The sequence below is a fragment of the Aquimarina litoralis genome (genome assembly GCF_019295435.1).
Taxonomy (GTDB): Bacteria; Bacteroidota; Bacteroidia; order Flavobacteriales; family Flavobacteriaceae; genus Aquimarina; species Aquimarina litoralis_A.
Window position 1 is genome coordinate 84,909 of sequence record NZ_WEKL01000017.1, and the last position, 15,170, is coordinate 100,078.

Annotated in this window: 15 protein-coding genes; all 15 read right to left on the reverse strand. The window is 34.0% G+C overall.

The genetic code is table 11. From position 1 onward, the window contains the following. Positions 1 to 32 precede the first annotated feature (32 nt). A complete protein-coding gene (locus GBO31_RS11095) occupies positions 33 to 512 on the reverse strand; it encodes a GPW/gp25 family protein (RefSeq protein WP_343211309.1) in 480 nt (159 codons plus the stop codon). Between the two features lie 153 nt (positions 513 to 665). Continuing rightward, entirely contained in the window at positions 666 to 2,447 is a 1,782-nt protein-coding gene (vgrG, locus tag GBO31_RS11100) for a type VI secretion system tip protein VgrG (RefSeq protein WP_219008411.1), read from the reverse strand. Positions 2,448 to 2,455: 8 nt separating this feature from the next. Beyond that, positions 2,456 to 3,127 (reverse strand): CIS tube protein, encoded by a 672-nt coding sequence (locus tag GBO31_RS11105; protein ID WP_219008412.1) that lies wholly within the window; start codon positions 3,125 to 3,127, stop codon positions 2,456 to 2,458. Then, the gene (locus tag GBO31_RS11110; protein WP_219008413.1) at positions 3,128 to 3,286 is read right to left on the reverse strand and encodes a DUF5908 family protein; all 159 of its coding nucleotides are present in this window, start codon (positions 3,284 to 3,286) and stop codon (positions 3,128 to 3,130) included. It abuts the gene before it with no gap. Between the two features lies 1 nt (position 3,287). Beyond that, entirely contained in the window at positions 3,288 to 3,734 is a 447-nt protein-coding gene (locus GBO31_RS11115) for a phage tail protein (RefSeq protein ID WP_219008414.1), read from the reverse strand. Positions 3,735 to 3,736: 2 nt separating this feature from the next. Next, entirely contained in the window at positions 3,737 to 4,198 is a 462-nt protein-coding gene (locus GBO31_RS11120) for a phage tail protein (RefSeq protein WP_219008415.1), read from the reverse strand. A 73-nt stretch (positions 4,199 to 4,271) separates the two neighbouring features. Beyond that, the gene (locus tag GBO31_RS11125) at positions 4,272 to 5,945 is read right to left on the reverse strand and encodes a phage tail sheath family protein (protein ID WP_219008416.1); all 1,674 of its coding nucleotides are present in this window, start codon (positions 5,943 to 5,945) and stop codon (positions 4,272 to 4,274) included. A gap of 18 nt (positions 5,946 to 5,963) precedes the next feature. Beyond that, positions 5,964 to 6,992 carry a hypothetical protein gene (locus tag GBO31_RS11130; RefSeq protein ID WP_219008417.1) on the reverse strand — a complete coding sequence of 343 codons (1,029 nt, stop codon included), beginning with the start codon at positions 6,990 to 6,992 and terminating at the stop codon, positions 5,964 to 5,966. Positions 6,993 to 7,001: 9 nt separating this feature from the next. Next, entirely contained in the window at positions 7,002 to 7,580 is a 579-nt protein-coding gene (locus tag GBO31_RS11135) for a DUF4255 domain-containing protein (protein WP_219008418.1), read from the reverse strand. After that, positions 7,581 to 7,910 (reverse strand): hypothetical protein, encoded by a 330-nt coding sequence (locus GBO31_RS11140; protein WP_219008419.1) that lies wholly within the window; start codon positions 7,908 to 7,910, stop codon positions 7,581 to 7,583. It lies immediately after the preceding gene. Then, a complete protein-coding gene (locus GBO31_RS11145) occupies positions 7,907 to 9,565 on the reverse strand; it encodes a glycosyl hydrolase family 18 protein (protein ID WP_219008420.1) in 1,659 nt (552 codons plus the stop codon). Before GBO31_RS11145 ends, GBO31_RS11140 begins: the two co-directional genes overlap by 4 nt. A gap of 428 nt (positions 9,566 to 9,993) precedes the next feature. After that, a complete protein-coding gene (locus tag GBO31_RS11150; protein WP_219008421.1) occupies positions 9,994 to 10,665 on the reverse strand; it encodes an ion channel in 672 nt (223 codons plus the stop codon). A 33-nt stretch (positions 10,666 to 10,698) separates the two neighbouring features. Then, positions 10,699 to 13,812 carry an efflux RND transporter permease subunit gene (locus GBO31_RS11155; protein WP_219008422.1) on the reverse strand — a complete coding sequence of 1,038 codons (3,114 nt, stop codon included), beginning with the start codon at positions 13,810 to 13,812 and terminating at the stop codon, positions 10,699 to 10,701. Between the two features lie 17 nt (positions 13,813 to 13,829). Continuing rightward, positions 13,830 to 14,915 (reverse strand): efflux RND transporter periplasmic adaptor subunit, encoded by a 1,086-nt coding sequence (locus GBO31_RS11160; protein ID WP_219008423.1) that lies wholly within the window; start codon positions 14,913 to 14,915, stop codon positions 13,830 to 13,832. A gap of 23 nt (positions 14,916 to 14,938) precedes the next feature. Next, the coding region (locus tag GBO31_RS11165) for a TolC family protein (RefSeq protein ID WP_219008424.1) at positions 14,939 to 15,170 on the reverse strand (232 nt) is incomplete at its 5' end.

Here is a 15,170-nt window from a genome sequence, read left to right on the forward strand (position 1 = left end):
AATTTTTAATACTTATTAAATGGTTCTACGAATTAGTAATGGTCATCAATTGATTTTGCTAAATCTTCTGGATTTGGCGACTTCTTTTTATACAATGCAGGTATATCCGTCCCTTCGATTTTATAATAGGGGAACACCATGTTAAATCGGGTATTGGTCAATGGAATCATATAATCCAAGTTTATTTTTATAATTCCATCTAAATAATCAGACTCATCAAGATTGATCTTGATAAGTTTGATTCTAGGTTCAAATTTGATAATTGCAGTTCTTAGCATTTCTTTGATTAAATGAACTCTAGAATTAGAAATTGATTCAAACAAATAACTATAAATATCGGTTCCGTATTTAGGAAGCATTATTCTTTCGCCAATAGTTGTATTCAATAAAATGTGTAGCGATTGTTCAATATCTTTTTCATAAGACACCATATCCACGCCTAACTCTTTTTCTTTATGAAATGTAGGCGGGAAACTCCATCCTGTTCCTAAAAATGATGTTTTGTATTTCACACGTTTAAATTTTAGTAATTGTTTAATAAATTAATTATAAAATTGAGAACGTGTGTTACCACTTCGTTCTCTCATTAAGAAATTTAAACAACTCTTTTTTGAAGTAATTTTTAAATTTCTTAATGTTCGTTTCATCTTTTTAACGATTAGTAATTAATTAAGATTCACCATAGAACCACTAATATTCGTTTCTGCACTACTACTGATATCACATCCACTATTACCACTCATAGAAACTGATTGATCCGCTGAAATAGAAATAGACCCTCCACTAACGGAAACATCATTATCCGCACTTATGGTTATAGATGATCCTTGTATGGTAAGATCGTCCGCAGCTTTTATGGTCATACTTGATTGGCTTTCTATAGTGATTCCATCTCCATTCATCTGGATCTGATTGCTATTTTGATCTGTAATGGTAATTCCCTCATCTTTATCACTGATTACTATGGTATTATTATTTGGGGTGACCATAGTCATGACAATATTTTCATCATCAAATTGTATTTGAAGTTGGCTCTTTGTCATCAACATTTTGATATAATTATTGGCATCTGCGATATCTACAGGAGGAGGTAGCGCAGTGCTATATACACTTCCTAGAATGATTGGAAATCGAGGATCATCATTCATAAAACCGAGAATTACTTCATCTCCAACTTCTGGATAAAAGAAAGCCCCGATTCCATTACTTGCATAAAATGTAGACATTCTTGCCCAAGCTGTAGCTGTTTCATCATCCAATAATGGGATTTGAACTTCGACTCTATATTCTCCTCCTTCATCCTCGTAAATTTGTTTTACAACACCTGTTTGCAATCCTCTAACTCCTTGCAATAGACCCGACGCTTCAGGAGCTGTTGTTCTATTTTTTTGAGTAAACCAATCCACCGATAATCCTATTTTAACTTCGGTATGCCATTGCCCATCTTCTACAGTATGTGTTACTCCAGAGATATAGGCATTTCCATTAAAACGATCTCCAAGACCTTGTAATTGAATAAGGCTATTCACTTTTGCCAAGGCAGAACCTTGAAATACAATCGTACCGCTAAATCTCGATAATCTGGATTTCAATAAAGCTGCATCTGCCCAAGCTTGCACTGAATCTGAGGTAATTGGTACTGATGTATTCAAAACATTCGTTGCGGATAAAACATCTCCTAAAGTTGATCCAGAAAGATTTCCTTGTTCATTAACTGTAGGCTCACTTGCAGTAACATTTGTCAATGCTTGATTGTCCATATCCCACGAATTTCCTTCAACCGAGGAATATTGACTTGTAGCATCAATCTGAGCGTCTAATTCTATAATATCATATCCAAATTGTAGACTTAATTCGGGATCACTACTCACTTCAGGAGTATCTACGGTTAGCGTTCCACTATCCGTGTATACAATCATTCCGTTTACTTCAGCTCTGCTAACTATAAAATCCCAATCAGTTGCATAAAACTGTACTACTTCTTCATGCGTTGCAGTAGATGCTGTTATAGCGTTGCTAAAACTATAATTTCCTGCAATTTGTTCTATAATATCGCTATCAGCACTATCTAAAAACACTGCATTTTTTCGACCTACAGTGGATGCAATTGCCGCATCTTTACAGGTAACCAACAATTGTGAACCTGCACTATCGACTTTTATACTTTGTTTTGTTACAATTCCTTTAAAAACACTGGTGTTTGTAGATTCATAACCTAGACTAATTTCAATTTCGGCACCTGGAGCAAAAGTATCTGCACTGGTTATTTCAAAATCTTGGGTAGCAGTGTTTCCATCCAGAATTGTGATCTCAGCTTCCGCAATTTTATTAACTTCTTGGGTTGTTTTAATATCTAATACTTGATATGTATCAGGGATATCCGATCCTCCTGAAGTAATGGTAAAGGTTACCAAATGATTTCCTTCTACTATTGGTGAACTAGCCATAGGGGTATTTATTTAATTGGTGGTAAGTATATTTTTGTTCCTGGCCTAATATCTCGAAAATTAAGAATGTTATTATACCTTGCTACATCAAGATAATAGCTACTATCACCGTATATTCTAAAACAAATAAGCGGTAATGTATCTCCATCTTTTACCTCTATCAAGTGTGTTAAATCGGGGGATTGATTACCGGCTTCTTTTGAAATAAGTTCGGCATCTACAGCTTCTTCAAAAGACACGCTTAGTTTTGCTCTAAGTGGCGTGCCATCACTCTGGAAAAAGGTATACGATATACTTAAAGAAGTAAGCTTGCACTTAAAAACCAAAGTACCCCAAGAAACAATTAGATAGTTAGGCTCGTGAATATCCCCATTATATGTAAAACAAACATCTTTAAAAGTCTGAATTTGATCATCAACAGGTACCTGAGAGTCCAATATATTTTCGGTACTTACTGCACCAGTAGCATCAAAATAAATATCAAATGATATCTTTTCGGGAGCTGTTCCTTTAAATTTTAGAGTGGTGCCTGGCGCTCCTTGTGATACTGTATTGTTGTATGAAATACTATGCTCATGAGTATAGGACGCAGGATTTATCTGGACTGTACAAGTAGAAATTCCTGATCCAGAATATTCGTTATCAGAATACGCAATTATTTCCATTAAATCCTTTGACATCTATCGCTCCTTATTTTTTTCTAATTGCTTTTTAATTTCTTTTTTACAAATCGAGGTAATCGATTTACGGATCTCGTTCATATCTAAGTTATCAGAAGGTTTTTTAGTGCTTTCTTCAACTTTGACTTTAATGACTAATTCTCTAATTTCTATTGGCATATTATATAACTAAAGAATAATCGTATGTAAGTTCCAGTGTTTCAATTACAATCTCATTATTCATAGAGTTTAATGGCGAAAATTCCCATTTTACGGGCCATGCATTTACAAAACTCCAATTCTTAACGGGTATTGAATTTTCATTCATAAGACTTACGATTACTGTTTGTTTGATAATAGTAGTAGACAAACCACCAGCTAGTATTGCTTCACACCATAATGATAATGCTGAAACGCTGGTGGTTAATCCACGTTTAAGTACCAGGTTTTGATATTTTGCTCCAGTGGGAACCCTATGTTTAAAACGGTTTTCTCCACCTTCAGCAATTTCTTCGACTCCCATTTCCATACTCATACCAGACACTTCTTTAAAAGAGGTGTCTAATACTCCAAATTCTAGGGGAAATGTGAGTCTGAAATAAAAACCAGTAATTGGATAATCACTCATAATTATCCATTAGCAATCGTTAATCCTTCATGTGCTAATTCCAGAGTTTCTACAGCTACTTCGCTAGCATCAGACTTAAGATCTGTTGCTGTAATTTTTGTAGGCCAAGCATTTGTGAGTGTCCATGTCATTGTTGGCGCACCTGTTTGGTCTAATAACTGAATTACAACAGTTTCTCTTTTGATAGTGTTYATTTTTATAGCATCATACCATTTCCAGAAATTGTTGTCTTTCACAAAAACTCCCTTTTTTAAGGTAACATTACCTGCTTTGGCGATACCTGGCATTTTGATCGTACTGAATGTTTTACTATCTCCGTGTCTGTATTCTACGACTTGTGTTTCTGTTTCTAATCCTGAAACTTCCTGAAAAGAGGCCGTACTGTCTTGTGAACCTAAATTTACTGTGAAATAAAATTTAGTTAACGGCCAAATTGCACCTTGTGCTGATCCATCATCTGCCATAATTGTATATTTTAAGAGTTAATTTTATTAATTAAATTCCCCGATCATCGGGATGTACTTGTTTCGAGATTATTTATCCTTTTTGCATTTCCTGTTGGAAGGTAATCTCGATGAATTCTGCAGGATGTGAAACTGCTACTTTTACAGCTACAATCATTCTTCCATTAAGAATATCATCTCCAGTCATGGTACTTCCTAATCCAACAGATACAGAAAATGCGTCTGCAGGTTTCGGTCCTACTAAACCTCCTTGATTCCATAATCCTGTCAAGAAATTGCTAATCATACTTTTTACTGCCACCCATGTTACTGCATCATTGGGAGCAAATACATAAGCACTTGCTGCTTCTTTTACGGATTGCTCTATATAAATTAACGTTCTTCTTACGTTGATATAGCGCCAATCATTAGAATTACCATCTAAGGTTCTTGCTCCCCAAACCAACACTCCTTTACCAGGAAAAGCTCGAATTGCACAAACGGATTTACCATCTAATGGCATATTCAGATCTTCTTGAGCTTGATGATCTACTTTTACTGCTGGAGCGATTACACCTTGAACACCAACATTTGCAGGAGCAATCCACACACCTTCATTATTATCAACAGTCGTATATATCCCCGCGATCGCTGCACTTGGCGGCATTAAGTTTAATTTCTCTAGCATGTGCTTTAACAACAACTTATAAGAAGCACTTAAGTTTTTTAATACTCCATCTGCTTTATCCTGAGTAATACCATCTGCAGCGGGTTTTGCTGCAAACAAAGCATTAATATATTTGTTAATAGGATTAGGTGTTGATGCTTTTGTTTTCGGGTCAGTAATAGCAGGAAACTCCGCCTGTAGCATTGTTTTTACTACATTATAACTAGCTGCTGCTATATTTTTATAAGATATATCCGTTAATTGATTTACTGTAGTATGTAACCAAGGATAATAAGCCGCTGCATAACTGTTGAATTTTGCTATGGTAGGTTCTACGGCATTTCTAAAACCTTCGACACTGGTAGTTCCTACTAAAGGTTCGCTATATCCACCTGGAATATCTAATATCGCTACTCGACTCGCTAATTCACCACAGTGATTGATCAGTTCTCCTTGTAATGTATAGCACAATGCATATTTTTTTGCAAGATCTGTTTCTGTAGTATCTTTTAATTCTACCGCATCTGGAATAACGATCATTGTTGGCTCTGTTTCCTTAGATAATACCTGTAATGCATCTTCAAAAGGTTTGGTAGAAGCTAATCCGGTAAGTGAATAATCATATCCCCCAGTAGAAACAATATAACATGTTCCTCCTCCATTTTCATAGAAAAAACGTACGGCACTATATAATCTATAGTTTACTGTAGTTGTGTTTAATGCATATCCATTGCTTCCCATAAGGAAATCAGGTGTGGATGCAGGTGCTGCTGCAGGCGCTGCAGTTCCAGTATCTGCTGATTTCTTTTTTGGATCTGCTTTTGGGTCTGCTTTAGCATCAGCAGCGGGTTTTGATGGAGTCTCAGCAATTGCTGAAACACTGAATTGAATTTGTGGAGGTTTACTTCCAAAAACCGCATTAAACTCTGCTAATGAAGTTATTTTAACCGCCTTATTGACTAAATCTTTACCATTATAATTGGTTTGTGCCGTAAATCCGATAAAAGCTGGAATCGCTGTGGGTACGGGAACAACCGCATTTCCAAAGGCATCCAATTCCTGGATATAAACCCCTGGTGTTTTCATTGCTGTTACTGCCATTCTTATTGACTTTAAGAGTTATACATAAATTATTGTGGGAGAATAGTAGATATTCTCATTGTTTTCTTTTGTTGAAACAATCTTTGATACATTTGGTAAAGGCATTTTCATATCTAATTCCAAAATTGTATCGGAAAAACTGTTACTATACTTCATTTTCAGAAGAGGGTGATCCCTTATCTTTTGTTGTAGTTTAATGGTTTTAGGAGAAGTGAATACTTTTGATTTTTCGCCACCTACAATCTCCTTTTCTTCTGGTCCCATATAAGAAGTTTGATCGACCCCTTCTATGGCTAGTTCTCGAATCATTATTTTTCTGTCCTTTGGTATTACTACCAAGTATTGCCAAAAAGTTTCTCTAGATCTGAAATTCACCTGCATCGCAGGAATGGTATTTTCTTTTAGGGATTCAAGAATGGTTTTCATTCGTATATGAAATATACCATAGCAGTTATCATCAATTCTTTCTGAGATCCCTAAAAAAGTACTCAACAATTGGTTCTCTACCCAAATTTGATACATTCCGCTTCCAAAAACTTCTATATCTATGTATACATTAGATTGACCAATTATGGAATTTTTTGAATATATTTTATTCCCTTTACTATCCTTAATATCCACAGTAACCTGTCGATCAACAGAAACGGAAACATTAAATCTCAATGGTTGTACGGGAAGATATTTTTCTGGATTTATAGATTCTTCAGCATGTAATCGATTAGCAACCTCAAAATTGGAGATATACAGCAATGTATCTTCCTTTAAAGTAGATGATGTATTTGTATAGTTATTAAAATTAGTATCTATACAAATCATCTGAAAATATAGGTCCTCATCTGCACTTAATTCTTCCCATATTTTGTTCGTATTCTTAACACCTACATATCCAGTATAGGTATTCTCTATTTGCCGAAGATGTATTCCATAATTCTTCATCAACTGTTTAGTTCTGAAAAAAGGAACGAGTGCAAAAACAGTACATTTCTGCTCATGAAAATACTCATGCATAATTTCCAAACTAAACCATTGTTGAAGTTGTACACTCATATTAAATGATTAATTTTTTTTAATGTTTGCATCCAAACCACTTACTCCAGAAACTTCTTCTTTCACTCTTTCTTTCTGGAATGCTATCATTCTTACTTTATAAATCATGGAGGGGACATATTTAGCACCTATACCACTCCATATATGGCTCAATTCCTGAATTGGGGTATTAAAGATTTCAAAAGACAATCTCCCTAATGATACATCCAAATCTGGATGTGTTTCTCTTGTAAAAATGATGGGGGATTGAAAAATTCCAATCACGGCTGAAAGCATCTTTAAGGACTCTATATAATTTTCAGAATTGTAATTTGCAGATACCAATAAAAACACGTTGATGTATACAGGAGGATCGACTTTACTAAAAGAACCTCGCGAATCGGGAATATATCCTCCCATATTTTTGACAGTCTTTTCGTGCTCTAAATTGATAATAGAAAGAATTACTTTATTTTCAATATTCTTAGTAACACTACCATCTAAATTTACGAGACTGGATAATACCACAACATCTTCGTTTAGACCAAAAGTCAACTTAAGGTTTTGATTCAGATAATCTGTTATAAATAATAAAGCTTTATCTAACATCTACTCTTTTTTAATATTCTTTAATTGAACCTTAATAGCATTTGCCACTATTCTCGAAAAATAAATTCCAACGGCACACATTATATATATGACCATAAATGTTGGTTCATCTCCAGCTAATGTTTCAAATATATCTAGCATCTCTTCTGATCCATATCGATACATTACATACGAAATTATCAACGCAATGGGAATTGAGGTTAGCGTGATAAAAAGTAACCACAATAGTTCTTTAGAAAACATTTTCTTGATCATTGAAAACACCTTCTTCAGTTTCCCTTCTTCGGCTTTTAGCTTCTTTTCATCTGCTGCAATTACACTACTGCTCATGGTAATTCTTTTTTCTTACGTTCTACAATTCCATTGGCGATGTAAAATGCCAAAACCCCTAAAAGAAAACCTATGATCAACATGACAATAAAATCATCAATAGCATCGAGTATCCTAAAAATGACAACTGCTAACAACAACATCAATCCGATGTAATATCCTTTTAGTGAAGTGTTATTAAAAAAACCGGCTCTTGTATTTGGAGAGAACATAGCCCAAAGAAACCCTACACAGGCAAAAAACAACACAAATGACATGGTGTATAACAATACGTTCTTGTAATCTGTTATGGATACAAGTTTCTCTTCTACCGTATTGATTTTACTCTTAGGATCTTTTAATCCTAATGTATTTACAATTTTCGAAAAAATAGAACCTGCATTACTCACTGAATCTTTTTCTTCTTCTTCACTAGATTTTTCAGGTTCTATTGCCATTTCAGAACTGATTACATTCCATATGTCATCATATCCTTTATCATATCCAAGAGCCCATATCCCAAGACCTGCTAGTTTTTTATCTTTAATCAGTTTTGTTTTGTACACAAAACTGGAGTCATTTTCGAACCAACATTGTCTAAACTGGTTTTTATCTCCTTTAATACTAAAGGAACTATAAGCACTTTTACTTATAGGTTCTATATAAATTTGTTCATTACCCTCAATATTCTTCTTGATATAACTAAAAGTTCTACTACCTATATAATCTTTAACTTTAGATTGTAAACTTTGGGTTTTGGTTTCCCACAGGCTTCCATAAGTGGGTAATGCCAATAAAAGTTTCGTGTTTGGTATCTTATTCTCTAAATAATAATCTACAGAAGTAGTTAAGTTATAAGGTTCCCAAGTTTTTTCACTGTTTAGAGGAGATACAGGACCTGCTACTGAGCTTGTTTTTCCATAATAGTCATATCCCATAATCACAAACTTGTCTACAGTTTGATTGATAGAATTAAAATCTAATGCTTCACTCCAATTAACACTTGGCAAAGTGATATACACTAAATAATCTTTATTGGCTTTCTTAAGCTTGTTTGATAAGGTGAGTAAAAAACTAGTATATTCTTCTTTCTGCTTTTTCGCTACGCCTTCAAAATCAATGCAAACACCATTGCCTTTTCTCTTTTCTAAAAGCTGAATTAAATTTTCTATTAATTGATTTACCGCTTTGGTATTTTTCAGGAATCTTCTATTATTCTTTTCTCCAAAATTACTAACCGTCAGTAATATTTTCTTATCGGGATATGCTTTTATAGAATCTACTATTGGCGTTGTATCCCAATCATGTGTGGTAATAGCGTTTCCTGTTTTTGGATCTACTTCGTAAGAAAAATAGGCTATGGTAGATAGTAAATTGTAATTAAGATATTTATAATAATCTTTCTCCCAATAGGGATACCAACCAAAAACTTCGTATCCTAATTTGAAGTTCTTCTTGGTTTTAAAAACAATATCCTTAAGTTTTACGGTATCCGTATCTGTTACAAACGTAGGAGATTGTTTCTCCTTTAATTCTTTATGATGCTGATGAATAAATTTTCTGGCTAATTTGGCGGAATCACTGTGATGAAAAAGCTTTTTAATAAAGCTTAATTTTCCCTCCACTTTTTTCAGAACTTTGGTAGTATCTTGATAAAGGGAATATTCCTTAGTCAAAGAAACACTTTTTGCATGAGAGTAACTTTGAAAAAAGAGAAAAAAAAATACTAATATAAAAGCCTTTTTTATATTCATTTATGATTTGTGTGATCATCTAGGGTTGCCAAACATTTTAAAAAAAAATGCTCTCAGTCCACTGTAAATCAAAGCTAGCTATATAATCTCGGCTTATAAATAAGTAAAACTACCTGTTTATTAAGAATGCAAAAGGTGTATTAGTGTAAATTGTAATTTTATAGTATAGGCCTTTGAGTATATAAATAGAATGAAAACGCTTTTACAAATTGAGTGAAAATTTCCGATATTTTATTGCGTAAAAACCGCAGTATTTATGGCGCAAAAACATAAAAAATAAAAAGAAGCAACCTTAGCCTTTTTTCAACGTTAAATTTGGTGTGATTTTCTAAAAACAACACAATTTCATATTAATGACTTGAAGAATGTTTTATATATTTTTCAACGACTACAGCAGTTATAATAACCATATAAAATTGACCAACTAATCCCACTAATATTGCTGCTTTCTGCGCAATAGGAATTGCAGGAACTATTTCGCCATAACCTATAGTTAATAATGTAATATATGCGTAATACAATAAACCATCAGCACGAAGTGCCATATTTTCAGTTTCTAATAATACTCCTGTAAATGCTCCAGGATTGGTGATTTCTATTGTCATAAACAAGAAAAAAGCAAGAAAACCCAAAGATATATAGCCACTCATTAACCCAATGATTACATTCTTGTTTACACGCTTGGCTTTCCAAACCTGTAGTATAATATTCCAAGTGACTATAATATGAAAAACAAAATATATAGAAAGTCGTATTAGAAGATTTTCTGTGTTTTGAGACCGTGATATCATATCAAAACCAAATACAATTGCTGCAACAACAAATAGTCCTATAAAGAACCACATCACTTTTCTTTTTTTTGATATCAGTAAAACACCTGAAATAATGCTAGCTAAGTATAATAATGGTAATAAACGATACTCAAAGAATTCTGCTGGAAAGAACAAGGAACCAAACAAAATAGCAAGCTGGGTAGTTAGAAAAATTTCAAACCGATGTTTGTATAAATTTTTAGGAATCATAGATTCTATACTAAATATTGATCCATTGGTTAGTTAAGCATCCAATAAGGCATCATCAAACTCATATTCCTTATAATTCACCTTAAATAATGCACTATAAAGCGAGGGAATAAAAAGTAGTGTAATAACAGTTCCAAATAATAAACCTACCATAATACCAATAGCCATTCCTTCCCACATTTCGCCTCCAGAAATGTATAAAGGTATTAAACCTAATACGGTAGTGAAGGTAGCAAGTAAAATGGGTCTAAAACGTTGTAAGCAAGCTGCAATAACTGCATCTTGTTCTGTTCTTCCTAAATCTTTTTGCTCAATTTCCATTCGATCTATTAATACTATTGCATTATTAATGATGATTCCTGCAAGCGATATTAACCCTAAGAAAGGCATGAAACCAAAAGCTTCTCCAAAAACCAATAAACCAATAACTACTCCTATTACTCCTAAAGGAATTGTAAGTACTACCATGGTCATTTTTCTAAAAGAATTAAACTGAATCACTAATAATAGTACTATAATAAAGCCTGAGACTGGCAAATAACCTATTACAGAACCCATACTTTCAGCTGTTTGTTTCGCATCGCCACCAAATTCGTATTTGTAACCTTGTGGCCATTTTTTTTCCTGTTCATCTAACCAAGGAGTGATTTCTGAAGTAATAAAAGAAGCATTACCATCTTCTCTTAATTCTGATGTGATATTGATAGTTCTTCTTAAATCCAGTCGCTTAATTTTGGCATATTGCCATTGCGGTATTATGGATGCTAACTGAAGTAATGGGACACTTTTACCTGTTCCCTGAGAATATACATTAAGCGTCTCTAAGGAAGCTAGTGATAACTGCTGATTTTGATCACTTCGCATTAAAATCGGAATAGATTTATCATCTTCGCGATACTCACCTGTTTGAAATCCATCTAAAACAGTTCTTAAAGAAGTGGCAATATCCTGACTAGTAACACCTGCAGATTGTGCTCTGTTCTGGTCTATTTTAACAAGTAATTTTTTACTCTTTGGACCCCAATCATCTTTTACATTTTTGGTACCTGCAATATTTGACAATTTTATTTTTAAAGTTGAAGCTATTTGTGATAGTTTATCTGGATCATCTCCGGAGATTTTTATTTCGATGGGTGTTCCACCTCCTCCTGCACCAAGAGTACTTACTTTAATATCAGCATTAGGAAAGTTATTAAATGCATAGTTGTCTAACTTGGCTACCACATTGTTATTCTCAGTAAAAGATGATGTATTTACCAAAATATGAGCATAGTTAGAATTGGCTTCATCTGGCGAATATCCCAAATCATAGGATTCAGGTCCTTCTCCTATATACGATGACCAGTCTAAAACACCTACTGTTCTAGAATCATTTACCTGCAAGGAATCCATCATGTATTGCTCAATTTCTTTTACCAGTTTTGTTGTACCCTCAATTTTATTTCCTTGAGGAAGATTTATATCAATTGTAATTAAATTACGATCACTATCTGGAAAGAAAATAAAGGGAATCTTTGTAAAACCATAGAGAGAGACAAAGAAAGTAACAAATATACCAATGATGACTTTCCACTTATTTGTAAGCGCTATTAAAATCAAATCTTTATAATACACTTTAAGTTTATTAATAACTCTATCTATAAGACTTGGTTTTTTCTCTTCTTTGGTTTTTACTTTTAGAAATAAATAGCAAAACATAGTAATGACGGTAAGGGCTATAATCCAGGATGATAATAATGCAATAGAAATTACTACAAAAATTGGCCCTACAATATCTCCCATAGTAGTTGGAGATAGATAAAATGCCAGAAAAGCTGCCGATGTAGTTAAGGTTGAAATTAGTAAAGGCATCCATAATTCTGAAAATGCATCTACCGCTGCCTTTTTACGTTCAATACCTTGCTCCATTTTCACCATAATAGTTTCTGCTACCACGATAGCATTATCTACAAGCATTCCCAAAGCCATAATTAATGCAGCAAGCGTAACCTGGTTTAATCCCATATCGATTAATCCCATAACCATAAGTGTTGCAATCATTACAATGGGAATAAGGCTTGCAATCACTACTCCCGTGCGAACACCTAGAAAAATTAGCATCACCACAAGTACAATCACTATGGATTCTATTAGGTTAACAAGAAAATCATTTACCTTGACATCTATATAGGTATCCATGGAAGATATCCTGCTCAATTCCAAACCAACGGGTAACTGTTTTTGCCATTTTTTAAGAATGGTATTGACCTCTTGTCCTAAAGCAATGATGTTTGAATTTTCTTTTAGATTAACGTGGATAGAAATGGCATCTTTACCGTTGATTCTTACTTTTTGATTTGGTGGATCAATATATCCTTTGGATACCTTGGTGATATCTCCCAATTTTACTAGTTGAGAACCGTTTCCTACCTGAATCAACATCTCACGGATATCATTTACAGAATTAAAATTACCTGTAGGTTCTAGTATAATACGTTCTTCTCCTAAATTAATTTGACCTCCTGAATTGGTAATATTAGTGGCAGCAATGCTTTGTTGGAGTTTTGAAGCTGATAGATTATATTCTTTTAAGGTTGTATTATCAAACTCTACAAAAACACGCTCTTCCTGTTCTCCTCCCAAAACCACCTTAGCAGCAGTTGGAAGTTTTATTAAATCATCCTTGATATCGTCGGCATATGTTTTCAATTCAGCATAACTGTAACCATCAGAGGCCAAACCAACAACAATACCATATACATCACCAATACCGTCATCATTCAAGATTGGGCTCACACCATCCGGTAGCCCCTGAAGTGCATTTAATTTTTTACGCAAACGATCCCAAACCTCTTGCATATTCTCTTCTTTCACTTCATCTTTTAGCGTAACACTTACTACAGACAATCCAGTTCGTGATGTACTGTTCACCTCTTTAAGCTCTGGTAGTTCCTGAGCTATTTTTTCAACTTTATCCGTAACTAGAAGCTCTACACGCTCTGGACTTGCTCCGGGAAATTGAGATACAACCGTAGCAACTCTAACCGCATATGGTGGCATACTATCTCTAGATAACCCAAAATACATTACTATACCTAGCAGTATAATGGTAGCAAGAACCATAAAAGTAATACGATTTTTATCTATAGAAAATTGTGCTAAATTCATTTGGTTGGTATTTGTGGTTATTGAAGTTTTACTTCTTGTCCGTCTAAAAGCGTCTGTAAACCAGCAGTAACTATTTTTTGACCAGCTGATAATCCGGATTTAATCTCGAAACCATTGGCTGTTAAATCACCAATAACTACTTTTTGTTTTTTAACCTTAGCACTTTGCGCTTCTCCTTCAATCAAGAAAACAAAGCGTCCATTACTATCTTCTCCAACTGCATTGGCTGGCACAACTAATACTTGGCTATTGGACTTATTCTCTCCAAAGTCGAAGGTAACATTAGCAGCCATACCACTTTTTATATCATTAGTAGGGTTTGTAATCATTATAATAACAGGGTATGTGGCAGTGTTAGCATTCACTGCTGGAGAAACTTCTGAAACTTTACCATTAAACACTTGTCCTGAGAGGGCTGCAAATGATACTTTAACTTCATTTCCACTTTTCACTCCATTAATAACACTTTCTGGAATTCCTAATGAAATTTCCATATCACTACCTGCATTCAAAGTTGCAATATTCTGACCAGCACTTACATTTTCATCGATCTCTGCATTCACGGCTGCAATTACCCCATCTTCAGGAGCAAATAAATACCCATACTGTATTTGTTCTTGCTGAATAGCAACACTACGTTTTGAAGATTCAAAACTCTCTTGGGCAGTCTTGAATGAATTTTTGGCTGCTTCAAAATCACTTAAAGCAGCACTTCCTTTTTCAAATAATGAACGTGTTCGATTTAAACTTAGTTTCGCAGTGTTCATTTGGGACTCTGCACTATTTTTTGAAGCTACTGCATTTTCATAATTTAAACGTGCCTGAACGTTATCTAATTTAGCTAATAGTTGTCCTTTTGCCACTTTTTGACCAAGTTTAATATCAAAAGCAGTAATAATACCATTGCTTCTGAAACTTAGTCCAATTATTTTATCCGTTTGCGCGGTACCACTAAATGTTCGGATTTTTTCTCCTCCTACGAAATCAACTTTTTCATATTTTACAGGTCTGACAAATTTTTTAGCTTCTTTATTTTCTTCTGAACAAGAAAAAAGCAATCCTGAGATGAGTACTACGTAAAAAAGTTTGGTGAGTATTTTCATAATGATTTGTTTCAGTAGTTAGCTTAATTTCTATTATTTAAAAACTCTAAAAAGCGTTGTGTAAATGCAAGGTTATCTTCCTTGGAATTCATTAAAAAATAATATCCTAAAAAACGCTCTAATTGTAAACTATTGATTAAAAAGTTATAGGCCGCATTCGTACTTGCTAATTGCGCATTCAAATAATTGTTTTGCGCATCAATTAACTGAATAACACTGACGGCACCGCTGGTATAAGATACCTGCGTAAGTTCC